20 protein-coding genes are annotated in these 24,531 nt (G+C 65.3%); 9 read left to right on the forward strand and 11 right to left on the reverse strand.

All coding sequences use genetic code 11. From position 1 onward, the window contains the following. Positions 1–268 precede the first annotated feature (268 nt). Positions 269–538, reverse strand: coding sequence for a hypothetical protein (locus AC1Z32_RS24310; RefSeq protein ID WP_483481276.1), 270 nt, complete (start codon positions 536–538; stop codon positions 269–271). Between the two features lie 145 nt (positions 539–683). Beyond that, the gene (locus AC1Z32_RS24315; protein ID WP_483481734.1) at positions 684–1,754 is read right to left on the reverse strand and encodes a substrate-binding domain-containing protein; all 1,071 of its coding nucleotides are present in this window, start codon (positions 1,752–1,754) and stop codon (positions 684–686) included. 128 nt (positions 1,755–1,882) lie between these two features. Here AC1Z32_RS24315 and AC1Z32_RS24320 point away from each other — a divergent pair, with 128 nt between their 5' ends. The 4 genes from AC1Z32_RS24320 (at position 1,883) to AC1Z32_RS24335 (ending at position 7,175) form a co-directional block, all read left to right on the forward strand. Beyond that, on the forward strand, positions 1,883–2,371 hold the full coding sequence (locus AC1Z32_RS24320) for an NAD(P)H-dependent oxidoreductase subunit E (RefSeq protein WP_062606191.1): 489 nt from the start codon (positions 1,883–1,885) through the stop codon (positions 2,369–2,371). Next, a complete protein-coding gene (locus AC1Z32_RS24325) occupies positions 2,368–3,924 on the forward strand; it encodes a formate dehydrogenase beta subunit (protein WP_483481278.1) in 1,557 nt (518 codons plus the stop codon). Before AC1Z32_RS24320 ends, AC1Z32_RS24325 begins: the two co-directional genes overlap by 4 nt. A gap of 71 nt (positions 3,925–3,995) precedes the next feature. Beyond that, the gene (gene fdhF / locus AC1Z32_RS24330) at positions 3,996–6,926 is read left to right on the forward strand and encodes a formate dehydrogenase subunit alpha (RefSeq protein WP_483481280.1); all 2,931 of its coding nucleotides are present in this window, start codon (positions 3,996–3,998) and stop codon (positions 6,924–6,926) included. Between the two features lie 3 nt (positions 6,927–6,929). Further along, the gene (locus AC1Z32_RS24335) at positions 6,930–7,175 is read left to right on the forward strand and encodes a formate dehydrogenase subunit delta (protein WP_483481282.1); all 246 of its coding nucleotides are present in this window, start codon (positions 6,930–6,932) and stop codon (positions 7,173–7,175) included. A gap of 54 nt (positions 7,176–7,229) precedes the next feature. Here the strand turns inward: AC1Z32_RS24335 and AC1Z32_RS24340 are convergent, their stop codons facing one another. The 3 genes from AC1Z32_RS24340 to AC1Z32_RS24350 all read right to left on the reverse strand — a co-directional run bounded on the left by AC1Z32_RS24340 (position 7,230) and on the right by AC1Z32_RS24350 (position 10,417). Beyond that, positions 7,230–8,966, reverse strand: a complete 1,737-nt coding sequence (locus tag AC1Z32_RS24340; protein ID WP_483481284.1) for an FAD-dependent monooxygenase — start codon at positions 8,964–8,966, stop codon at positions 7,230–7,232. Between the two features lie 73 nt (positions 8,967–9,039). Continuing rightward, entirely contained in the window at positions 9,040–10,032 is a 993-nt protein-coding gene (locus AC1Z32_RS24345) for a cation diffusion facilitator family transporter (RefSeq protein WP_483481286.1), read from the reverse strand. Between the two features lie 25 nt (positions 10,033–10,057). After that, positions 10,058–10,417 (reverse strand): ArsR/SmtB family transcription factor, encoded by a 360-nt coding sequence (locus AC1Z32_RS24350; protein WP_483481288.1) that lies wholly within the window; start codon positions 10,415–10,417, stop codon positions 10,058–10,060. Between the two features lie 125 nt (positions 10,418–10,542). Here AC1Z32_RS24350 and AC1Z32_RS24355 point away from each other — a divergent pair, with 125 nt between their 5' ends. Next, positions 10,543–12,402 (forward strand): tetratricopeptide repeat protein, encoded by a 1,860-nt coding sequence (locus AC1Z32_RS24355; protein WP_483481290.1) that lies wholly within the window; start codon positions 10,543–10,545, stop codon positions 12,400–12,402. A 59-nt stretch (positions 12,403–12,461) separates the two neighbouring features. On the opposite strand, the gene tcuC is transcribed toward AC1Z32_RS24355, so the two are convergent. After that, positions 12,462–13,757: a tricarballylate/proton symporter TcuC gene (gene tcuC / locus AC1Z32_RS24360; protein ID WP_483481292.1), complete on the reverse strand. Its 1,296-nt coding sequence runs from the start codon at positions 13,755–13,757 to the stop codon at positions 12,462–12,464. Between the two features lie 211 nt (positions 13,758–13,968). Here tcuC and AC1Z32_RS24365 point away from each other — a divergent pair, with 211 nt between their 5' ends. The 3 genes from AC1Z32_RS24365 (at position 13,969) to AC1Z32_RS24375 (ending at position 16,638) form a co-directional block, all read left to right on the forward strand. Continuing rightward, positions 13,969–14,517, forward strand: a complete 549-nt coding sequence (locus tag AC1Z32_RS24365) for an N-acetyltransferase family protein (protein ID WP_483481294.1) — start codon at positions 13,969–13,971, stop codon at positions 14,515–14,517. Positions 14,518–14,725: 208 nt separating this feature from the next. Beyond that, the gene (locus tag AC1Z32_RS24370; protein WP_483481296.1) at positions 14,726–15,853 is read left to right on the forward strand and encodes a hypothetical protein; all 1,128 of its coding nucleotides are present in this window, start codon (positions 14,726–14,728) and stop codon (positions 15,851–15,853) included. 74 nt (positions 15,854–15,927) lie between these two features. Next, complete coding sequence (locus AC1Z32_RS24375) at positions 15,928–16,638, forward strand: DUF2968 domain-containing protein (protein WP_483481298.1); 711 nt, start codon at positions 15,928–15,930, stop codon at positions 16,636–16,638. 85 nt (positions 16,639–16,723) lie between these two features. On the opposite strand, the gene AC1Z32_RS24380 is transcribed toward AC1Z32_RS24375, so the two are convergent. The 5 genes from AC1Z32_RS24380 to AC1Z32_RS24400 form a co-directional block, all read right to left on the reverse strand. Continuing rightward, positions 16,724–18,148 (reverse strand): gamma-glutamyl-gamma-aminobutyrate hydrolase family protein, encoded by a 1,425-nt coding sequence (locus AC1Z32_RS24380; protein ID WP_483481300.1) that lies wholly within the window; start codon positions 18,146–18,148, stop codon positions 16,724–16,726. 162 nt (positions 18,149–18,310) lie between these two features. Next, positions 18,311–20,068, reverse strand: a complete 1,758-nt coding sequence (locus AC1Z32_RS24385; RefSeq protein ID WP_483481302.1) for a cation:proton antiporter — start codon at positions 20,066–20,068, stop codon at positions 18,311–18,313. 200 nt (positions 20,069–20,268) lie between these two features. After that, positions 20,269–20,607, reverse strand: coding sequence for a P-II family nitrogen regulator (gene glnK, locus AC1Z32_RS24390; RefSeq protein WP_008342452.1), 339 nt, complete (start codon positions 20,605–20,607; stop codon positions 20,269–20,271). A gap of 140 nt (positions 20,608–20,747) precedes the next feature. Then, a complete protein-coding gene (locus AC1Z32_RS24395; RefSeq protein ID WP_483481305.1) occupies positions 20,748–22,802 on the reverse strand; it encodes an NAD(+) synthase in 2,055 nt (684 codons plus the stop codon). A gap of 68 nt (positions 22,803–22,870) precedes the next feature. Next, positions 22,871–24,013: a GNAT family N-acetyltransferase gene (locus AC1Z32_RS24400; RefSeq protein WP_483481307.1), complete on the reverse strand. Its 1,143-nt coding sequence runs from the start codon at positions 24,011–24,013 to the stop codon at positions 22,871–22,873. 189 nt (positions 24,014–24,202) lie between these two features. Between AC1Z32_RS24400 and AC1Z32_RS24405 the strand changes: the two genes are divergently transcribed. Next, a complete protein-coding gene (locus AC1Z32_RS24405) occupies positions 24,203–24,496 on the forward strand; it encodes a GIY-YIG nuclease family protein (RefSeq protein ID WP_483481309.1) in 294 nt (97 codons plus the stop codon). The last annotated feature ends 35 nt before the right edge of the window (positions 24,497–24,531 follow it).

A 24,531-nucleotide genomic window follows, 5' to 3' on the forward strand; every position in this document is an offset into this window, starting at 1 on the left:
GTTCGCGCTTAAGTCTATTCTGATCCTGCACTTTGATTTTGTTGGCAGTTGGCAGCAAATCAAGGTGCCATTCCAAGTACTTTGGCCTCGCCTCGCGCGAGGTTTTTTTTGCGCCCTCGACATGCGCGACGAATCCCGCGCAACGAGCACGATCAGGCGAGCGAAAGCGGGAAAAGACGAAGACGTGCGCGGCGGCCGCGCGACAGAGACAAGCCGGAGACAAACCAGCAACGGCGCGCGAGCACGCGCGCCGCGCAAGCGACGGCGCTCAGTTCGTGCCGTCCTTCGGGCACTTCAGATTGCAGCCTTCCGGATCGCCGTTGTCACCGCGGCGACGCATCGCCGACTTGCCGTTCTGATATTTCTCCGATGGCGCGGACGCAGCGAACTGCATCTGCGGATGTTCGTTGAGACGGAACTGGTCTTGCAGAATACCGCCCGGCATGCCCGGGGAATTCTGGGCGAAGGCGACAGGAACCAGATACATCGCGCCGGCGACGAGCGCGGCGGAGGAACAAGCGAGTAACGAGAGTTTCATGGCGGTTTATCGCGCGGGGAAATCGCGCCTGGAGCAGTAAAGTCGACAGCAAGCCGTTAGGTTAACCCAATTCGCTGTCCGCGGCAGTTTCACGCGCGCCCCAACTCTCTTACCGCGCGTTTCCTGTCTTAGTCATGCGCTCACTTCAGCCGCGCAATCCTTCGTCGACATCGACGAGCGAGCCGCAGCGCGCCGGATCGTAGCCCTCCAGATGCGCGACGCTCTCGGTGAATCCCTCGCTGCGCAAAATGCGCAACACCGACGCGAGGCGCGCTTCGTCGAGCCGCGCGCGCTCGCAGGCGAAAAAATAGTCCTCGTGGATGATCGGGATGAAATCGAGCGCGAAATGCTGTGCAGCCGGCTGCACGCCGAAGCCAAGATCCGCCATGCCGCTCGCGACGAACGCGGCGATCGCCGAATGCGTGAGCTCGGTCGTCGCATAGCCGTTGATCTGGTCCGGATCCACGCCCACGCGCCGCAACGACAGATCGAGCAGCATGCGCGTGCCCGAACCCGGCTGTCGATTGACGAAGCGCACGTCGCTGCGCGCGAGATCGCGCAGGCCGGAAATGTGTTTTGGATTGCCTTTTGGCAGGAAAAGTCCCTGCGTGCGACGCGTCAGCCGAATCAGTTGATGCTTGTTGCGGTCCAGATACGGCCGATAGATGTCCGCGCACGTCTCGCGGAATTCGCCGATCGGCAAATGGAAGCCCGCCAGCTCGCACTCGCCGCGCGCAAGCGCGCTCACCGCCTCGGCGCTTTCGCGGTACTTGATGTCGACCGGCACGCGCTGGTCGCCGAGCGCGCGCACGAGCGTCGCGACCGCGTAGCCGTGCGATGCGTGAATCCGCACCTGCGTCACGCCGCCGGCGAGGCGTCGGTTCAGTTCGAGGGCCACATCGTTCGCCACGGCCTGCAACGGCGCTTCGAGCCGGTCGCCGCAAACGCGTTGCGCGCGCAGCACCGACTCACCGAGTTCCGACAGCACCGACCCGCGCCCGCGCGATTTGGTGATCAGCGCGCCGCCGAGACGCACCTCGATTTCGCGCAACAAACCCCACGCGTGCCGATAGGACAAACCCTTAGCGCTCGCGGCATTCGCGATGCTGCCCGTCTGGGCGACGAGCTGCAAAAGCGGCACAACCGCGCTGAGACTGGTTTCCCGGCCGTCGGCGTCCCGCAGGACCAGCTCGGCCCGGCATTCGACGTCCACCATATGCACTCCCCCTTCCTATTGCCAAGATATATCACCACGCCTATTGTTCTCGTACAAGCTCGGCACCCGCAATTATATAGAGCCGAATATGTACCAACAAAACATATGCCGAGCGTTGGAGGAGCCCCATGACACATCCGCAGCTTTCCGCCGCTGCATCCGTTGAACTCGTGCGTCGCCACGCAGTACAGGGTGCGACGCTGATGACCATTCTTCACGCCATTCAGGACGAAGTCGGCTATGTGCCGGACGCGGTCGTCGCGCCGCTCGCGCAGACGCTGTCGCTGTCGCGGGCCGAGGTACATGGCGTGATCACCTATTACCATCACTTCCGCTCGGCGCCGCCCGCACGCGTGACCGTGCAGCTGTGCCGCGCGGAAGCCTGCCGCAGCATGGGCACGGAAGCGCTGAAAGATCATATCGAGGGGCACACGGGCTGCCGCTTCGACAGCGGCCACGCGGAGGACACCGAGCTCGAATCGGTGTATTGCCTCGGCCAGTGCGCGCTGTCGCCGTCGATGATGATCAACGGCGAACTGCACGCACGCGTGACGCCGGCGAAGTTTGATCGCCTTTACGCCGCTGCGCAAACGAAAGTCGCGGAGGTGACGGCATGACGCGCATCTACGTTCCCATCGATTCGTCCGCGCTCGCCCTCGGCGCCGATGCCGTGGCCGAAGCCATCGCGAGCGAAGCGCAAAAGCGCGGCCTCGACGTGCAACTCGTTCGCAACGGCTCGCGCGGGCTCCTCTATCTCGAACCGCTCGTCGAAGTCGAGACGCCGGACGGCCGCATCGGTTATTCGAATGTCGAAGCCGACGATGTCGCCGCGCTCTTCGACGCCGGCTTCCACGAAGGCCGGGCGCATGACAAAAACGTCGGCGTGGTCGACGAGATTCCGTATCTCAAGAACCAGCAGCGTTTGACGTTCGCGCGCATCGGCATCACGGACCCGCTGTCCATCGACGATTATGTGGCGCTCGGCGGCCTGCAAGGCCTGCGCAACGTGCTCGCGATGAACGGCGACGCCGTCTGCGAGGCGCTGCTCGATTCCGGCCTGCGTGGCCGCGGCGGCGCGGCGTTCCCCGCGGGCATCAAGTGGAAGACCGTGCGTGCGGCGCTCGCGGATCAGAAGTACATCGTCTGCAACGCGGACGAAGGCGATTCGGGCACGTTCTCCGACCGCCTCGTGATGGAAAGCGATCCGTACATGCTGATCGAAGGCATGATCATCGCCGGCGTGGCGACGGGCGCGACCCAGGGCTACATCTACGTACGCAGCGAGTATCCGCATTCCATCGCGACGCTGAACCGCGCGATCGACCGCGCGCGCGACGCGGGCTGGCTCGGCGCGAGCGTGCTCGGCAGCTCGCACGCGTTCGAGCTGTATGTCGCGAAGGGCGCGGGCTCCTACGTGTGCGGCGAGGAAACGGCGCTGCTCGAATCGCTCGAGGGCAAGCGCGGCATCGTGCGCGCGAAGCCGCCGGTGCCGGCGCTCGTCGGCCTGTACGGCAAGCCGACCGTGATCAACAACGTCATCACGCTCGCGACCGTGCCCGTGATCTTCGCGAAGGGCGCGGCGTTTTATCGCGATTACGGCATGGGCCGCTCGCGCGGCACGCTGCCCTTCCAGATCGCCGGCAACGTGAAGCAAGGCGGGCTCGTGGAACTCGCGTTCGGCGTGACGCTGCGCGAGCTGATCTACACCTACGGCGGCGGCACCGCGAGCGGACGTCCGGCGCGCGCGGTGCAGGTGGGCGGCCCGCTCGGCACGTATTTGCCCGAAAGCCAGTGGGACATTCCGCTCGACTACGAGGAATACGCGAAGGTCGGCGCGGTGGTCGGCCACGGCGGCCTCGTGATCCACGACGACACATCGAATCTCGCCGAGCTCGCGCAATACGCGATGCACTTCTGCGCGATCGAATCGTGCGGCAAGTGCACGCCGTGCCGGATCGGCTCGACGCGCGGCGAAGAGGTCATCGCGAAGATCCGTGAAGGCGATACGTCGGTGAAGCAGATCACGCTGCTGCGCGAGTTGTGCGACACGATGATCTCCGGTTCGCTCTGCGCGATGGGCGGCATGACGCCGTTCCCGGTGGTGTCCGCGCTCGATCACTTCCCGGAAGATTTCGGTCTGCCCCGCTCGCCCGCACAGAAAGCGGCATAGGGCGCAATTTCATTGCATGGGGCCGGAGCAAGGCGCTGAAGCGCCGGCTCCGGCCGACAAGGAGACGAACAATGTCCAACACCATCAACGGCTGCGGCTCCGGCAACTGCGCGTGCAAGAGCGCCGCATCGGTGCAGCGCCGCGATCCGTTCGACGAGACCGACTACGGCACGCCGCTGCGTCACGCCGACATCGACGTCACGCTGGAAATCGACGGCCAGCCGGTCACGGTTCCGGCCGGCACGTCGGTGATGCGCGCCGCGATCGAAGCCGGCGTCAACGTGCCGAAGCTCTGCGCGACGGATTCCCTGGAGCCTTGGGGCTCGTGCCGTCTGTGCCTCGTCGAGATCGAAGGCAAGCGCGGCTATCCGGCCTCCTGCACGACGCCCGTCGAAGCGGGCATGAAAGTGCGCACGCAAAGCGACAAGCTGCAATCGCTGCGCAAGAACGTGATGGAGTTGTACATCTCCGATCACCCGCTCGACTGCCTCACCTGCCCCGCCAACGGCGACTGCGAACTGCAGGACATGGCGGGCGTGGTCGGACTGCGCGAAGTGCGTTATGGCTATGAAGGCGCAAACCACCTGAAGGACAAGAAGGACGAATCGAATCCGTACTTCACCTACGATCCGTCGAAGTGCATCGTCTGTAACCGCTGCGTGCGCGCGTGCGAGGAAACACAGGGCACGTTCGCATTGACGATCGCCGGACGCGGCTTCGAATCGCGCGTGGCCGCGAGCGAGAACGTACCGTTCATGGAATCGGAGTGCGTATCGTGCGGCGCTTGCGTCGCCGCGTGCCCGACCGCCACGCTGCAGGAAAAGAGCGTCATCATGCTCGGCCAGGCGGAGCATTCGGCCATCACGACGTGCGCGTACTGCGGCGTCGGCTGCTCGCTCAAGGCGGAGATGAAGGGCAACACCGTCGTGCGCATGACGCCGAACAAGAACGGCCAGGCGAACGAAGGCCACGCGTGCGTGAAGGGCCGCTTCGCATGGGGCTACGCCACGCACAAGGACCGCATCAAGAAGCCGATGATCCGCGCGAAGATCACCGATCCGTGGCGCGAAGTGTCGTGGGAGGAAGCGCTCAACTATGCGGCGAGCGAATTCCGCCGCATCCAGGACAAGTACGGGCGCGATTCGATCGGCGGCATCACGTCGTCGCGCTGCACGAACGAAGAGACGTACCTCGTGCAGAAGCTCGTGCGCGCCGCGTTCGGCAACAACAACGTCGATACCTGCGCGCGCGTGTGCCACTCGCCGACGGGCTACGGCCTCAAGTCGACGCTCGGCGAATCGGCGGGCACGCAGACATTCGCATCGATCGAGCAATCGGATGTGATCGTTGTCGTGGGCGCGAATCCGACCGACGGCCATCCGGTTTTCGGCTCGCGTCTGAAGCGCCGCGTGCGCGAAGGCGCGAAGCTGATCGTGATCGATCCGCGCCGCATCGATATCGTCGATACGCCGCACGTCAAGGCGCAGTATCACCTGCAATTGCGGCCCGGCACGAACGTCGCGATGGTCAACTCGCTCGCGCACGTTATCGTCACCGAAGGCTTGCTGAAGGAAGACTTCATCGCCGAGCGCTGCGAGAAGCGCGCGTTCGACCAGTGGCGTGACTTCGTCGCGAAGGAAGAAAATTCGCCGGAAGCGATGGAAAGCATCACCGGCGTGCCCGCGCACCAAGTCCGCGAAGCCGCGCGCGTCTACGCGACCGGCGGCAACGGCGCGATCTACTACGGCCTCGGCGTGACCGAGCATGCGCAAGGCTCGACCGCGGTCATGGGCATCGCGAACCTCGCGATGGCAACGGGCAATGTCGGCCGCGAAGGCGTCGGCGTGAATCCGCTGCGCGGCCAGAACAACGTGCAGGGCTCGTGCGACATGGGCTCGTTCCCGCACGAGCTGCCGGGCTATCGCCATATCAGCGACGCGGCGACGCGCTCGCTCTTCGAGGAAGCGTGGGACGTGAAGCTCCAGCCGGAGCCGGGCCTGCGCATTCCGAACATGTTCGATGCCGCGATTCACGGCACCTTCATGGGCCTCTACTGCCAGGGCGAGGACATCGTCCAGTCAGATCCGAACACGCAGCATGTCGGCGCGGCGCTGTCGGCGATGGAATGCATCGTCGTGCAGGACATCTTCCTGAACGAAACCGCGAAATACGCGCACGTTCTGCTGCCCGGCTCGACCTTCCTCGAAAAGGACGGCACGTTCACCAACGCCGAGCGCCGTATCTCGCGCGTGCGCAAGGTGATGCCGCCGCTTCCGGGCTATTCGGACTGGGAAGTGACGATCAAGCTTTCGCGCGCGCTCGGCTACGAGATGAACTACGCGAACCCGTCCGAGATCATGGACGAGATCGCGCGTCTCACGCCGACCTTCCACGGCGTCTCCTACGATCGCATCGACGAGCTCGGCAGCATTCAATGGCCGTGCAACGAGAAAGCGCCGGATGGCACGCCGACGATGCACATCGACGAGTTCGTGCGCGGCAAGGGGCGCTTCGTCATCACGAAGTTCGTCGCGACGCCCGAGAAGGTCACGCGCAAGTATCCGCTGCTGCTCACGACCGGGCGCATCCTGTCGCAGTACAACGTCGGCGCGCAGACACGCCGCACGGAGAACTCGCGCTGGCATGAAGAGGACAGGCTGGAGATTCATCCGGTCGACGCGGAAGATCGCGGCATCAAGGAAGACGACTGGGTCGGCATCGAGTCGCGCGCGGGGCAGACCGTGCTGCGCGCGAAGATCTCGGAGCGCATGCAGCCGGGCGTCGTCTACACGACGTTCCACTTCCCGGAATCGGGCGCGAACGTCATCACGACGGACTCTTCCGACTGGGCAACCAACTGTCCGGAGTACAAGGTGACGGCGGTGCAGGTGATGCCGGTGGAACAGCCGTCGCAATGGCAGAAGGACTACTCGCGCTTCAACACGCAGCAGCTCGAATTGATGAACATGCGCGATGTCGCGCCGACCACTTCAGGGAAATAAGCAATGGATGTCGATAACCTGATCGAGATGGCGAACCGCATCGGCGAATTCTTCGATTCGATGCCGGATCGCGCGGAAGCCGTCGACAGCGTCGCGGATCACATCCGGCGCTTCTGGGAGCCGCGCATGCGGGCCGCGATTCTCGCCGCGCTGGATAATCCGGAAGCGAGCGCGTCGATGGAGCCGATCGTGCGCGAAGCGCTCAGCCTGCACAAGGCCGATCTCCAGCCGAAGACCGCGCCCGCCTGACGTCGTTCATTGAGCCGCTCGAGCCCCGCATTGCGTCCGCACTGCGGGGCTTTTTCAATCCTCGCGATACTCGCGTTCGACGGGCCGCTCCGCGCTCGTGTCCTGCGCGCCGAACCACGTTTCGCAGTGACGCAGCAGCCCATGCACATCCGACGGCGCACGCCCGCGCGCGGCGATATAGCCGTCCGGACGCACGAGATAGAAGGCGGGACGCGTGCGGCCGTAGTTGTCGGTAAGCGAGTTCGCGCCCTCGCCGCGCGTATCGGTGATGCGCCATACGCGCACGGCGTTCGGCATGATCGCTTCGATGGACGCAGCGAGGCCGTCGAGGTCCGGATCGCGCATCGCGTGCGCGACGGTGATGGTCGCGGGCGCGAGCGCGATGTCGTCCTCGCCCGACGGATTCACGAGCAGAAAGAGCGAAAAGCAGCCGGGGTCGTGCAGATCGTAGAGACAGCCGACGCCCGGCAGACGCCCGAGCGGCCCGTCCACGACATGCACGCGCGCATCGGGCGCGCGCTCGCCTGCGCGCGGGCCGCCGTCGAGCAGACGCTCCAGCGTGAGCGGGCTCTTGCGATAGTTGATCGACAGCTCGCTCACCGTGCGGCGCATCGCGTCGCGCAACGGGCCGATCGCCGCGAGCGCGGGCATCACGTGCTCGCGCATCAGCTTCATCGGGCCGTGCTCGGCGCCCGCCATCTGCGTGAGCATGCTGGATTGCCGCAGCACGTCGCGCTCGATCGGATGCCGCTCGGTGTGATAGCTGTCGAGCAGGCGCTCGGGCGCGCCGCCCGCGAGCATGCGCGCGATCTTCCAGCCGAGATTGAACGCTTCCTGGATGCCGGTGTTCATGCCCTGCGCGCCGGCGGGACTATGAACGTGCGCGGAATCGCCCGCGAGGAACACGCGGTCCACGCGCAGGCGATCGACCATGCGGCTGTTCAGATGAAAGTACGACGACCACGTGAGATTCGACAGCGCGATCTTGTGATGCACGCGCCGCTCGATGAGCGCGCGGCATTCCTCGATCGTCGGGCCGCGCTTTGCTTCCCCAGCGTTCACGATGTTGGCCACCGGCGCGGGCAGATCAGCGATCAGGCGCGCGCGGTCGTTGCCCATAGGAAAGAGCGCGGCGAGCCCTTCGCCGGACGCGAAGATATGGAACTCGTCGTCGGGCCAGTCGGAGTCGGCCTGGAGATCGGCGAGCAGATACGTTTGATCGAAGGTCTTGCCGTCGAAGCCGATGCCGAGCCGATGCCGCACGAAGCTGTGCGCTCCGTCGGCCGCGATCAGAAAGGAAGGCCGCAGCAACTCATCGCGTCCGTTCGGATGGCGCAGCGTCGCCTGCAAACCGGCGGAGCCCTGCGAGAGATCGACGAGTTCGACGCCGCGCTCGACGGCGACGCGATAGCCCGCGAGATGTTGCGCGAGCAGGCGTTCGGTCTGCGATTGTTCGAGAAAGAGCAGATACGGATAACGCGTTTGCAGCGGATCAAAGTCGAGGCGCGCGAGGCGCTGCCCGTTCGAATAGAGGTTCGCGACGCGCGCGCGATGGCCGAGCTCGAGAAACGGCTTGACGACGCGATGCTGCTCGAAGAGTTCGAGCGTGCGCGCCTGAATGCCGATCGCGCGTGAATGCGGCGAGGGCTCGCGCGCCTTGTCGACGAGCCGGACCGGAATGTGCGCGCGGGCGAGGCTCATCGCGGCGGCGAGGCCCGTCGGACCGGCGCCGACGATCAGAACGGGCGCCACGTCCAGCTTGTCGTCCGGATTCAGCTTTGGCGCGAACATGCGGTCCTCCCCGAAACGTCACGCGCTCTAGTGTACGCCCGCCATGTTCGCTTTCGGGGCAGCAAGCTCGCGCTCAGTGCGCGTGTCCGCGCTCGGTCAGCACGCATGCGTGGCAGGATTCGCCGAACTCCACCTGCACGGTCGCGTGATGCATCGCGTAATCGCGGCGCAGCGTCGTCACGACGTCCTGCACGAACGCATCGCCCGGATGGCCGTCCGGCATCACGAGATGCACGGTGAGCGCGTTCTCCGTCGTCGAGAGCGCCCAGACGTGCAAGTCGTGGACGTCGCGCACGCCGGGAAGCCGGTTCAAATAACCCTCGATGCGCGACAGATCGACGGAAGGCGGCACGGCGGCCATCGCGAGGCGCATCGCGTCGCGCCCGAGGCCCCATGTGCCGTAGACGATCACCGCCACGACGATCAGGCTCATCAGCGGATCGAGCCAGCTTGCGCCCGTGAACAGGATGATGAGGCCGCTCACCGCGACAGCGGCGGATATGGCGGCATCGGCGGCCATGTGCAGGAAGGCGCCGCGCACGTTGAGGTCCTCCTTGCTGCCGCGCATGAAGAGCCACGCGGAAAAGCCGTTCACGACGAGGCCGAGCATCGCGACGATGAACACGTCGAGCCCCGCGACGGGCGCCGGATTGATGAGGCGCTGGATCGCCTCCAGCACGATCGCGCCGCACGCGAAGAGCAGGAGCGCCGCGTTGGCGAGCGACGCCAGGATCGACGAGCTGCCGAGGCCGAAGGTATAGCGCGCGTTAGGCTTGCGCCTGCCGAGCCACACGGCGCCCCAGGCGAGCAGGAGGCCGAGCACGTCGGAGAGGTTGTGGCCGGCATCGGCGAGCAGCGCGGTGGAATGCGCGAGGAAGCCGTAGATGGCCTGCACGACCACGATCAGCACGTTCAGGCCGACCGCGAGCGCGAACGTGCGGCCCTGCCCTTCCTGCGGCGCGTGGTGGTGGTGATGTCCGTGCCCATGTTCGTGCGCGCGCCCGTGTTCATGGCCGTGCGCGTGCCCGTGCGGGTGTTCGTGTTCTTCGTGGTGATGCGTACTCATCGGTGTGCTCGTGGTTCGGTGGCTTTCATTCGATATCCGTGGCGTCGGCCTGTGGCTCGGCGACGTGCTCCAGCAGCTCGCCCAGCATCGCGCTGATGTGGCGGTCCGCCGCCACGTAGAACACCTGCTTGCCCTGGCGTTCGGCCCGCACGATCCGCGCCGCGCGCAACAGACGCAGGTGATGGCTCACGAGCGACGCCGACAGCCCGAGCAATTCGGCGATCGCCCCGACCGCGCGCCTCTGTTCGACGCACGCGAGCACGATGCGCAGGCGCGTCGGGTCGCCGAGCAGGCGGAACAGGTCGGCGAGCGGCACGACGCGGTCGTCGGAGGTGGCCGCGCCGGCGGCGGGGGACGGATCGGCAGGCATGGATATAGCAAACATATGAATATGTGTTCATATGTTAAGTGCCATCGCAGCAACATGTCAACCGCGCTTTTCCGGGTGAGCGGCTCGGGTGTGGGAAAATGCGGGGTTTGTTTTTCCGGGCATGTAGTTCCTTTTCCGTCATGGACACCGTTTTCGCCCGCGGTTTCGCGGCCCATCGTGACGGCCGCCTGACCGACGCGGAGCGCGACTATCAGGCCGCGCTCGCCGCCGAACCCCATCACGTCGACGCGCTGCATTATCTCGGCGTGCTGCGCCATCAACAGGGCCAGCACGCGGAGGCGGCCGCGCTCGTGCGCCGCGCCGTCGACCTGCGTCCGACCGATGCCGGCCTGCAGCTGAACCTTGGCAACGCGCTGAAGGCGCTCGGCCGCATCGACGACGCCATCGAGCGCTTTCGCAACGCGCTTACGCTCGCGCCGGGCTTTCCGCTCGCGCAGTACAACCTGGGCAACGCCTACACGGCGGCGGGCCGTCATGAAGACGCCGCCGATGCCTTCGAGAAAGTCCTGCGCCTGCAGCCCAACGATCCGGCCGCGTGGAACAACTTCGGCAACGCGCTTTCGTCGCTGCGCCGCTTCAAGGACGCCGCGCAGGCGTTCAAGCGCACGCTCGCGCTGCGCCCGCGTCATGCCGGCGCGCACAACAATCTCGGCATGGCGCTGAACGCGCTCGGCGACACGCTCGGCGCGATCGCGCACTTTCGCGCCGCGCTCGACGTCGAACCGAACTACGTCGCCGCGCATTTCAATCTCGGCAATCTGCTCGACGCGAACGGCCATCCCGATGACGCGCTGCCCGTGCTGCAGAAGACGGTCGCGTTGCAGCCGCGCTTCGCGCCGGGGCATTTCGGGCTCGGCCACGCGCTCGCGAAGCTCGGCCGTCACGAGGATGCCGTGCCGCATTTCGAGCGCGCGGTCGGACTCGATCCCAAGTACGGCGTCGCGTGGCTCTGTCTCGGCAACGCGCATCTCGCGCTCGGCGCGCACCGTGCGGCGCTGCGCGCGTTCGACGAGGCGCTGCGCATCGATCCGTCGATGCCCGCCGCGCAACTGAACCGCGCCCTCGCCCTGCTCACGACCGGCGACTACGCGCGCGGCCTCGCCGCCTACGAATGGCGTCTGCAAACGCCCGGCAGCGAACCCGCGCCGCCGTTGCCGCGCTGGACAGGCGAGCCGATGCCGGGCGGCACGCTTCTCGTGCGCGCCGAGCAGGGTTTCGGCGATACCTTGCAGTTCGCGCGCTTCGTGCCGTTCGCCGCGAAACGCGTCGGCAAGCTGGTGCTCGAAGTGCAGCCCGCGCTGGTTCCGCTGCTCGCGCCCGCCGCGCACGCGGCGCGCGTCGAGCTGAAAAGCAAATCCGACGGCATCCCGACGCGCGCGGACGCGTTTTGCCCGCTGCTCAGCTTACCCCTCGCGCTCGGCATGACCACGCCCGAGACGATTCCGGCGCGCGCGCCGTATCTCGTCGTGCCCGCCGATTACCGCCGCAAGTGGCGCGGCTCGATCGGCGGTCAGGCGCGGCGCAAGATCGGCATCACGTGGTCGGGACGGATGCAGCCGGGCGAAACCCGCTCCGTGCCGGTCAGCGAGCTCGCGCCGCTCTTCGCGCTGCCGGGCATCGACTGGATCGTGCTCCAGCCCTTTCTCACCGGCCGCGAGCGCGACGTGCTGAGCGCGCATCCGAACGCGAAGTCCATTCACCGGCTCGAAGGGCGACTCGAGAATTTCGCGGACACGGGCGCGCTCGTCGATCGTCTGGATGCGGTGGTTTCCGTCGATACATCCGTCGCGCACCTCGCGGGCGCCCTCGGCAAGCCAGTCTGGGTGATGCTGCCCTTCTCCGCCGACTGGCGCTGGGGCATCGGCACGAACGAGAGTCTGTGGTATCCGGGCGCACGGCTCGTGCGTCAGCGCGCGCCGGGGCAATGGCGCGAGGTGATCGCGGAAACGGCGGCGGCGCTCGCTTCGCCTCCTGCATAAAAAAATCCCTCGCGCCGGAACGATCCGGAGCGAGGGATTTTTCTGATCGTCCGACGCCGTCAGGCCGTCTTGTACTGATTGCGCGCCTCGGACGAGCGATACAGCACGAGCGTCGCGATCAGTCCGCAGATCGCGGCGAGGCCCATCCACAGACCGGGCGCCGCCTTGTTGCCCGTCACGTGGATCAGATACGTGGAGATCGCGGGCGTGAAGCCGCCGATCGTGGTCGCGAGGCTGTAGGCCATCGAGAAGCCGGTCGTGCGCACATCGACGGGCATCACTTCGGTCAGCGCGACGACCATCGCGCCGTTATAGCTTCCGTACAGGAACGACAGCCACAGTTCGCACATCAAGAGCCGCCCGAACGACGGCTCCGCGACGAGCCACTGCACCACCGGATACGACGTGAGAATGGTGAGAATCGTGAACACGAGCAGCACCGGACGGCGCCCGATGCGGTCGGACACCGCGCCCATCACGGGCAGCCAGACGAGGTTCGAAATGCCGACGCACACCGTGACGACGAGCGCGTCGATGGCGGAGAGCTTCAGCACTTCCTTGCCGAAGGTCGGCGTGTACGCGGTGATCATATAGAACGACACCGTCGTCATGATGACCATGCCCATGCCGGCAAGCACGACGCCCCAGTTCTGCGCGATCGAGCGCGCGATCTCGCCCATGCTCGGACGATGCTTCTTTGCGAGGAATTCGTCGGTTTCGCGCAGCGAGCGGCGGATGATGAACAGGAACGGCACGATGAGACAGCCGATCAGGAACGGCACGCGCCAGCCCCATGCGGTCATCTGTTCGGGCGGCAGGAGCCGGTTCATGATCACGCCGATCAGCGCGGCGAACACGACGGCGACTTGCTGGCTGCCGGACTGCCAGGAACAATAGAAGCCCTTGTTGCCCTTCGTCGCGATCTCGGACAGATACACCGACACGCCGCCCAGTTCCACGCCGGCCGAAAAGCCTTGCAGCAGACGCCCGCCCAGCACGATGACCGGCGCGAGCGCGCCGATGGCCGCATAGCCCGGCACGAGCGCAACGCACATGGTGCCGATCGCCATCAGCAGCAGCGTGAGGATCAGGCCCTTGCGCCGCCCGTGGTGGTCGATATACGCGCCGAGCACGATGGCGCCGACCGGCCGCATCAGGAAGCCCGCACCGAACACGGACAGCGCGAGCATCAGCGAAGCGAATTCGTTGCCGCTCGGGAAATAGGTCTTGGCGATCGCCGAAGCGTAATAGCCGTAGACCATGAAGTCGTACATTTCAAGGAAGTTTCCGCTGACGACGCGAAATACCGTCTTGAACTTCGATTCGTTGGCGGGTGCTATGTGGGTCGTGGACATGACTTTCTCGGAGATCGGGCTGGGCGCACAGGTTTGCGCGCGGGATGGCGAAAACCGTCGACGGCGGTTGTGACGTATCGGCCGCGTTCAATGGCGCTGACGCTGTTTCGTTTTCTGTAAGTACAGTGTCCTCGATTTTAACGCCGACGCCGTTGGCGCTGCACGCAACTTCGCTCAATCTCGGTCAACAAAGCTTAAAATGCGATTACATATGCCTAACCCCAAGCTGACACCGAAACAGGCCGTGGGCGGAGCCAACGTCTCGCTGCGCGTGGCGACACCCGCCGACACGCCGCTCATCGCCTCGATGCACGTGCGTAGCTGGGCTTCGGCGTATCGCGGCATCCTGCCGGACAGCTATCTGGACCTCGATCTTCCGGACGAACGCGCCGCTTACTGGGTTGCACGCATGAAGGAGATCGAGGCCGGCGCGGGTTGCGTGCTCATCGCCGAGCACGAAGGCGATGCGGTCGGCTTCGTCTGTCTCGTGGAGCCGGACGAGACGGGCAGCGTGCTCGTCGACAATCTGCACGCGCTGCCCGGGCATCGCGGTCTCGGCACCGGCACCGTGATGCTGAACGAAGCGGCGCGCTGGGCCCGCTCGCGTGGCGCGCGGCAACTGCATCTTTCCGTGCTGGAGCAGAACGCGGCAGCGATCGGCTTCTACGAATCGCGCGGCTGGAAGCTGGACGCGCGCGAAGCGGACCAGATGGCAGGCATCGACCTGTTTTCGCTGCGTTACATTTTGCCGCTCGGCTAAACACAGATATTCCACATCAGTCAATAAGCATTCCTGTCAAAAATAGACAATAGGAATCTTCTGGTCGTCCGGGCCGTGGCCGTTTCGTATGATCGCGGGTTATTTTCGGCCATCCTCGCGCCGAACCCGCGGCGCTGTCTCCGGCGTCACGAACGTCCGGGCGAGCTGTCCCGTTGCCCGTGCCCGGGCGCATGCATGTGGAATCTTAATGACCGAACCTCTGATCGTAGTGGAAGGCAACCTGCGTCTGCCGACGCTGCGCACGTTGACGGATCCGTCCTTGAACTTCGGTTTCGAGTGGTCGCCCGCACGTACGCGCCCCGTTCAAACCCGGTCCGAATTCCCGCTCTTCGCGGCGCGCTTCGAGACCGCCTATGTGCCTGCATTGAGCCTGTCCGACAAGCGCTCGCCTTATCGCGCAATGAGCCTCTGGGGCCTGTTCGCCAAGGAAGACATCCCCCGCGCGATGCTGCACCTGACGCAAGCCCCGCAACCCGCGGATGAAGCCGACGGCGCGCCCGCCGCCGAGCCCATCCATCTGTCCGTGGGCACGCCGGCCACTCCGGGCGCGCAGAAGCATCGCTTCAGCAAACCCGTCGCCACCGCCATCGCCGCCGCCTGCGCGGCTGTCATCGTATGGCTGTTGTTCGGGCACGAGCCGGGCTCGCAACGCTCCGCCCCGGCCGACGAACTCGGAACGCACACGCATCCGGACACCGGCGCGCAGTTCGCGGGGCCCGCCCCGGCCTCGACGCCGCCCGCGCCCGCCGTTGCGTACAGCGCCAATCAAACCGCGAAAGCCGAGCCCGTCATCGTGGCGCAGACATCGACATCGCCCGCAGCGGCGCCGGCGGCATCGCCGCTCGCGAATCCGGCGGCCAATGCCACAGCGGTCATCGCACCGGCCGCGAGGCGGAACGATAGTGATCACGTCACGACGCGGAACGAAGCCGCCAACGCCACGGCGCACACGCGGGCCGGTCACGTCACGCCGCGCGCCGAAGCCTCGCACGCCACGACGAAGCCAAGGAAATTCCGCGAGCGCTACGTCGCCGTGACTGCAGATCGTGGGCACGCAACGCGCGCCAGGTTCGCACCGGCGCCGCAAAAGAGAACCATCGCGCGAACCCATGCGGCCGACGCGCGCATCGCGACGCATGACACCGTGCGTTACGCGCACGCAGTACCGGTCGCCATGCGTGCAAGCCGGCCGGCGACGCCCTCGACTTCGATGGACCCGGCATCGCTGTACGCGATCCTCCAGCATTCGCCGACCCTCGATAGCAACGCGCACGGCACATCGAGCCACGGCGCGCCAACAAATAACTCGCAGTGAGAGACGAACGGCCCGCGACGCATCAGAGACAACGCTTTGCCAGTCCGATCAACCATTCCGGCCACGATGCCCACATGAAGCAACTCCGTTATATCCGTTACGCGACGCTTGCGTTCGCCCTGTCCTTCTGCGGCATCTTCTCGCCGCTCACGAGCACGTTCGCAGCGCCCACGGCGGCCAAAGCCGCGCCGGCCGACGCACCCGCGCAGGCCGCCCCCGAAGACCTGTCCGACCTGAACGCCGATTCGAACGCGCCGCGCGTCGAAGGCAACATCGCCGAATTGCAGAACCTCGCGCAGGCCGGCAGCCTCATGGAAATGCGCTCGACGCGCAACGGCAGTTACGGCGCCAAGCTCTTCTTCCTCGCGCAGGACATGCTGTATTACATCGCGCTCTCGCAGGACACGCGCTGGTGGCGCGTCGTGAAGACGCAGGACGCGGCCCGCGCCGAATCGATCTACGCGCAGTTCGCCCGCAAGAGCTACGACCTCGCCGACGGCGAAATCCGCCGCACGCAGTTGCAGGCGCAGAAGGCGCTGCTCGACCGCGTGATCGCGAAGTCCGCGGATCGGGCGAACCGCCTTTCCGCCGATCTCGCGCTGGCGCAGCAGCAGGATTCGCAGGTATCGCAGCGTCAGCAGCAATTGCAGGCCGAATCGGCCGCGTTGCAGACCGACAAGCTCGAGGCCGAACGCAAGCTGCGCGCGCTGCAACTGCAGGTCGATCAGCTTCAGCGGCAAACCGAAGCCGGGCTTGCGCCGATCGGCGCGACGCCATCGCGGTGATATCGGCGGCACGCGCCTGAAAACGAAGAAGGCCCGCTCGGATCGAGCGGGCCTTCTCGCTTCTGGCGTATCGAAAGCGTGGTGTCTAGAAGCGCGTCTCGCGCGCGACGCGCAGGAAGGTGTCGAGCAGCGGCGTGCAATCGAGCAGCTCGGCGCCGCCGGCACGATGAAACTCCGGGTGCCACTGCACGCCGACGACGAACGGCGACTTGCGATACCGCACCGCCTCGATGATCCCATCCGACGCCGACACCGCCTCGATATTCAGATCGCGACCGAGCGTCTTCACCGCCTGATGGTGGATCGAATTGACGATCGCCTCGCGCTGGTGCGGGAACATGTTGACGAGCGTGGAGCCCTCGGGGAAACGAATCGAATGGCGATGCTGATCGTACTGCTCGTTGACGTGGATGCCGGCCGTCGGGACATCGGTGGCGATATCGCCGTAGAGCGTGCCGCCGAACGCCACGTTGATCAGTTGACAGCCGCGGCACACGCCGAGCACGGGCTTGCCCGATTCGACGAACTCGTGCAGCAGCTCCAGCTCGTACATGTCGCGCACGCGGTCGCCCGGCCATTCGGGACGCGTCGTCACTTCCTCGTAGGACTGCGGAGAAACGTCCGCGCCGCCTTGCAGCAGAAGACCGTCGAGATGCTTCGCATAGTCGCGCAGACGGATGTTGCTCGGATGCAGCATGCCTTGATGGCCGACCGTCGGAATCATGAAGACGAGCACATCGCGCGACATGACCCAGTGCGCAATCGATTCCTCCAGATATTGCAGCGTCTTGCCGCGCAGGCCCTTCGCGCCCGGCTCCGGGTGGAAGATGCGCGCCGACACGCCGATGCGCAATGTGCGCTGCGTGATGCGCTGCCCGGCGCGATCGAAAATCTGACGAGCCCGCGCCGCGATGATGCGCCCGAACACGGACCACGCCGAATCGGACTGCTTGAGATACGCGGGCTGGGCCGGCGCGGCGGCCTGCTCGGACAGCGGCAAGGGCGGCGTATTGAGCGTGGTGAAGTCCGGCGCGTCGGAGATTTGCGGCTGCACGCCGACCGCGGCAGGCGCAGCCGTGGCGCGGCCAGTCGGCGAATCGGAAGAGGCGGACTGCGCGTTGGCCGCGCTCGCGGCTTCCGCTTCGGTCGCGGCTTCGAGATTTTCGGCGAGACTCGCCCTGGGATTTCCCGACGCCCGGTGCTTCTCGCGCACCGCCGCTTCCTGCGCGGCCGTCGCGCTCGCCGCCGATGCCCGCGCTTCGCGGGCGTCCTGCCGTGCGTCGTCGCGCCGGGCCTGCGCCGTATCGGCCGGTTCGACGTTCGCTGCGCTCGAAGGCGCATCCGTCGATGCCCGCTCGGCCGCGCTCGCCTTGGGGCCGGGCGCCGAGGCCGCTGCCGCCGCTTCGGGCGGCGCCGTGGGATTCGCGCTGCGTGGCGCGCCCTGGGAATCCGCGCCGCTGCGGCGCGCGTCGGTGCTGCTTGCGTCGTTGGACGTTTTGTTATCGCTCATTCCGGATTCAGGCGCTCGAGCGCCGTTAGGAGAATGGACAAACCCCAATTATCCGCCTCTCAACAGGACGGGGCAAACCAGCACACATTTGGTCACATTGGCTCACATTATCGCGGGAACCCGCCGCGCGCCGCTGTCAGGGCTATCCCGTGAAGAAAGCCGTCAATGATCGCGCGTCTCGTCGAAGGTCTCGCGCAAGGCGATCTGCATGGTCGCGTGAATCTTCACGCACCAGCGCCACAGCACCGTCAGCAAGAGCGCCGCGCACAGCAGCACGCCGACCATCAGCCCGAACGGCGGCAGAATGGCGCCCGACAACGCGGCCACGAGCAGAAAGACGCCGAACATCGCGACGATCGGAATCAGCCCGGAAATCGCCGAGCGGATCGCGCTCGTGAAGCGCCCCGCTTTCGCGGGCTGCACGCTCACTTCCGCGAGCAGCAGCGCGAGCGAGTCGAGCTTGCGATACACCGCGACCAGAAACGGCAGCGCGACGATGAGCGCCGCGCCCCACAGCACGACGCGCTGCGCGTTGTCGGATTCGAGCCAGCGCGCGAGATAGCCCGACGCGAACGGCGCCGCATACGACGCGCCGAGGAAAATCGCCGCGACGAGCGCGAGATTCACGGCGATCTGCAGGACGATGCGCCGTGTCATCGAGAAGAGCGTCGGGCCGCCGGAGACGGGCGTGAGGCTCGCGAGCCATTGCGAATACAGGCCGAAGGTATGCACGAGCGGCGCGGGCATCGCGCGGGCGAGGCGCATCGTGATCGGATCGGCGGCGCGGATCAGATACGGCGTGAAGAGCGTCGTGAGCGCGGACACGGCCACCGCGATCGGATAGAGAAAGCTGCTCGTGACTTTCAGCGAGAGCCCGAGCGACGCGATGATGAACGAGAACTCGCCGATCTGCGAGACGCTCATGCCGACACGCATCGACGTGCGCCCGTCCTTGCCCGCGAGAAAGGTGCCGAGTCCGCACGACACGATCTTGCCGAGCACGACGGCGATCGTGATGACGGCGATCGGCCATGCATAGTCGACGAGCACGGCGGGATTCAGCAACAGGCCGATGGTAACGAAGAAGATCGCCGAGAACATGTCGCGCACCGGCGCGATCAGATGCTCGATGCGCGCGAGATGCTTCGACTCCGCCATGATCGCGCCGATCAGGAATGCGCCGAGCGCGATCGAATAATCGAGCTTCACGACGAGCAGGCAGAAGCCGAAGCAGAAGCCGAGCACGGTGACGAGCAGCATCTCGTCGCTCTTCGCCTGTGCGACGTAATTGAGCGCGCGCGGCACCGTGAGAATGCCGACGACGAGCGACACCGTCATGAAAAGCAGCAGCTTGCCGAGCGTGACGGCCGCGACGCCCGCACTCACCGAGCCCGTCTGCGCGATGCCGGAGAGCAGCACGAGCATCGCGATCGCGAGAATATCCTCGACGATCAGAATGCCGAACACGATCTGCGCGAAATTCTCGCGCTTCATGCCGAGCTCGGAGAGCGCCTTCACGATGATCGTCGTCGACGAGATCGCGAGCATCGCGCCGAGAAACAGCGAGTCCATCGCGTTCCAGTCGAACCAGCGCCCGATCTCGTAGCCGACCCAGATCATCAGCACGATCTCTGAAAGCGCCGCGACGAAGGCCGTCGCGCCAACCTTGAACAGCTTGCGCAGGCTGAATTCGAGCCCGAGCGAGAACATCAGGAACACGACGCCAAGCTCGCCGAGCGTCTGGATCGTCGCTTCGTCGTGGATGAGATTGAACGGCGGTGTGTACGGCCCGATGATCACACCCGCGGCGATATAGCCCAGCACGACCGGCTGCCGCAGACGGTGAAACAGCACCGTCACGACGCCCGCTATGGCCATGATCACCGCGAGATCCTGAATGAAGCCGATCGCGTGATGCATCAAACGATTCCTTACAAAAATGTAACCAGAATTCGATGTTACCGCACGGACGGGGCAATCCTGCGCTCAGGCAATAAAAGCGGGCGAAAAAAATCGGGGACGACGACGCGCATCGCGCTGGTGCATGCGCGTACGGGGGAAACGCGGGAAGAAAGGCCCGCGCGAGCGGCGGGCCGGCATGGCGCGAGAAAGCGCGGCGCTCAGACCGCCGCTTCGTTTTCCTCGCCGGTGCGGATGCGGATCACGCGCTCGACATCGGCGACGAAGATCTTGCCGTCGCCGATCTTGCCGGTGCGCGCGGCGCCGATGATCGCGTCGATGACCTGATCGGTTTGATCGTTCGCGACCACGACTTCGATCTTCACCTTCGGCAGGAAGTCGACGACATACTCCGCACCACGATAGAGCTCGGTGTGCCCCTTCTGGCGGCCGAAGCCCTTCACTTCCGTGACCGTCAGGCCCGTGAGGCCCACTTCGGCGAGCGCTTCACGGACTTCGTCGAGCTTGAACGGTTTGATGATGGCGGTGATGCGTTTCATGGCGTGCCTCGCGTATGGATCGATTCAAGAGGGTTCGAAAAAAGGTCGTGCCCCGCGAAGGGCACATGCTTTCGATTCTAGCCGCGTTTCATCGAGCAAGCGGTTCGGTAAACCGCGAGATCATCGAATAACACGTGAGATCACTCTTTCTCCGGGACGCGCTCGAGGTCTTCGAGCCACACCGTCGCCTGCGCATCGCTCGGCGCGCGCCAGTCGCCGCGCGGAGAAAGCGAGCCGCCCGACCCGACCTTCGGTGCATTCGGTATGCATGACCGCTTGAACTGGCTCGTGCGGAAGAATCGATCCAGAAAGATCCGCAGATTCTTGCGGATCTCGCCGAGGTCGTATTGATTCCGCGCGACGGTCGGACCTTCCGGCCACGCGCCCGCATCGCGGTTGCGCCACGCATGCAGCGCGAGGAACGCGACCTTCGTTGGTGCAAAGCCAAAGCGCAGCGTGTAGTAGAGGTTGAAGTCCTGCAGCTCGTACGGGCCGATGACGCTCTCCGTCTTCTGCTCCACCACGCCGCTCGTCTTGCCGGGAATGAGCTCGGGACTGATATCGGTGCTCAGGATGTTTTCGAGCACATCCGTTCCGCTGCCGCCGATCTGCCCCGACTCCGCCACCCAGCGCACCAGATGCGTGATCAGCGTTTTCGGCACGCTCGCGTTGACGTTGTAGTGGGACATGTGATCGCCCACTCCGTAGGTGCACCAACCAAGTGCCAGCTCGCTCAGATCGCCCGTGCCGATGACGATCGCGTTGTTGAAGTTCGCGAGCCGGAACAGGTGGCTCGTGCGCTCGCCGGCCTGAACGTTCTCATACGTGATGTCGTACTGCTCCTCACCGGTGCTGTGCGGATGGCCGATATCGGTCAGCATCTGCACGCAGCTCGGGCGAATGTCGATCTCGCTTGCCGTGCAGCCGACGACTTCCATCAGCTCGCGCGCCTGCCGCAGCGTGCGGTCGCTGGTCGCGAAGCCGGGCATCGTGTAGGCGAGGATGTTGGAGCGCGGCAGTCCGAGACGGTCCATTGCTTTCGCGCACACGAGCAGTGCATGCGTCGAGTCGAGTCCGCCCGAAATGCCGATGACCACCTTCGACATCCCGGACGACTGAAGCCGCTGCAGCAACGCCTGCACCTGAATGTTGTAGACCTCGTTGCATCGTTCGTCGCGGCGCGCGGCATCGGCGGGCACGTACGGAAAGCGCGCGACGCGGCGCTCGAGCGGCAGCTTCCCGTCGGACGGAATCGTGAGCGGGAACTCGATCACGTCGAACTGTTCGACTTCGCTTGCATGCCGGTGCGTCGAGCGGCCGAAGGTGGTTTGCCGCATGCGTTCGCGCGAGAGCCGCTCGAGATCGACATCGGCGAAGATGAGATGCGACTGGTCCGAGAAGCGCTCGGACTCCGCGAGCAACTCGCCGTTCTCGTAGATGAGGCCCTGCCCGTCCCAAGCCAGGTCGGTGGACGACTCGCCATTTCCCGCCGACGTGTACAGATACGCCGCGACACAACGCGCCGACTGCTGCCCGACGAGCTGATGCCGATACGCCGACTTGCCCACGACGATATTCGATGCCGACAGATTCACGAGCACGGTCGCGCCCGCGAGCGCCGCGAACGACGACGGCGGAATGGGCACCCACACGTCCTCGCAGATTTCGACGTGGAAGCGGAAGAACGGAAGGTCCCTGATCTGAAACAGCAGCGACGCGCCGAACGGCGCGTCCTGACCGCAGAGCGTGATCGAGTTCGTGGCCGCGGCATCGGCGGGGCTGAACTGACGCGCCTCGTAGAACTCGCCGTAATTCGGCAGATAGCTCTTCGGCACGACGCCGCGAATGAACCCGTCCGCGATGACGATCGCGCAATTGAAGAGCTTGTGCTCGGCTCTGACCGGCGCGCCGACGATCATCGCGATATTCAGGCCCTTCGACGCTTCGAGAATGCTCGTCAGCGCGTCTTCACAGGCATCGAGCAACGCGCGCTGATGGAACAGGTCGTCGCACGTATAGGCGGAAATGCCGAGCTCGGGAAACGCGACGAGCACCGCGCCGCGCGCCGCGGCCTGTTTCGCCAGATCGATCGTCTGCGCGGCGTTGAAGGCGGGATCGGCCACCTTGCAGGACGGAACGCCGACCGCGACGCGCGCGAAGTCGTGGCTGTAGAGGTTGAAGAAGTTTCTGCTCATGGTCGACATGGATGTGCGCGAGTTGCAGCGGGAACAGTAGGCGATGAAAGGGTGAAACGATTATCGCATCAGCGCTTCTTTCTAAACGGCGTATGCGCTTCGAGTTCCTCGATGTGATGATCCATCGCCTCGGTTTCGGCATCGAGAAACTCGGCGATCGCGTGCGCGAAGCGCTGATCCGCGATCCAGTGCGCGGACCAGGTGGGCGTCGGCAAGAGACCGCGCGACATCTTGTGCACGCCCTGCGCGCCACCCTCGAAGCTCGCGAGCCCATGTTCGATGCAATATGCGATGCCCTGCATGTAGCACGTCTCGAAGTGCAGCCCCGAGATGAACTCGCGCGTGCCCCAATAGCGGCCGTACATCGTGTCGCCGCCGATCATGTTGAGCGCGCACGCGAGCCGCTCGCCGTCCGCTTCGGCGATCACGAGCAGCATGCTGTCGGGCGCATCGGCGTGAATGCGGCCGAAGAACTCGCGCGTCAGATACGGCGCGTTCCAGTGCTCGCGATACGTGTTGTCATAGCACTCGTAGAAGAAGTCGAGCGCGCCTTCGTCGATCTGCGCGCCGCGCAGCCACTTGTATGTGACGCCCGCTTCCATCACGCGCCGGCGGTCCTGCTTCACCTTCTTGCGCTTGTCGTGGCTCATCGTCGCGAGGAACGCGTCGAAGCTTTCGAAGCCGTCGCCGGGCAGATTCTCCCAGTGAAACTGCACGCCTTCGCGCAGCATGTAGCCCGCGTCCGTCAGCGCCTCGACATCCTGCGCATTCGGAAACAGCACGTGCAGCGACGAGAGTTCGAGCCGCCGCGTCAGTTCGATAGCGCCGCGCGCCAGCAACACGCGATCCTCGTGATGCGCGGCGATGAGGCGCGGGCCCGTCACCGGCGAGAACGGCACGGCGGACAGCGCCTTCGGGTAATAGTGCAGGCCGTGGCGCTCGAAGGCATCGGCCCATGCGTGATCGAACACGTATTCGCCGCGCGAGTGCGACTTCAGATAGAGCGGCATCGCGCCCGCGAATTCGCCGCCGCGCTGCAGTATCAGATGATGCGCGCGCCAGCCGGTGCGCTTCACGGCACACCCCGTTTCCTGCATTGCCGAAAGAAACGCATGACGCACGAACGGATTGTCGCCGGCGAGCCGGTTCCAGTCGTCGGCCGGGATGGCATCCAGCGCGTCGACCACATGAATTTCGATCTCGCGATTCAACAGGCTACCTCGCAGTGATTGATCGACGAGCGCGCCCGATAAACGCAAAACGCGCCCGAAAGCGGCTATTCTCGCGCAAGTCGCATCGGCACGCCGAAGCGGGCAAGAGCACCCTGAAAGCGTGCCCCAACGCGGTGCTTTCGGCGATAATGCGCGGCACATCCTTCACGAGCGCCAAAAAATAACGCGATGCCGTGGTTCCTCTATCTGATCGAATGCGCCGACGGCAGCCTCTACACGGGCATCGCGACGGACGTCGAAGCGCGCTTCATCGCGCATGCGAGCGGCAAGGGCGCGCGCTATACGCGTGCGAGAAAACCGCTGCGTGTGCTGGCGTCGTTCGAACTGGCGGGGAGATCGGAGGCGTTGCGCGCCGAATATCGCGTGAAGCGTCTGAGCGCGCAGCAAAAGCGCGCGTTGATCGCGGGAGAGCGATCGCTCGAATCGTTGCTGCCTCAGGCCGAGACTAGCGAAGAAGAATGAAAAACGCCGCCGCGCTTTCACAGCGCGGCGGCGTT

It is taken from the genome of Caballeronia sp. 11_S32 (genome assembly GCF_056930355.1).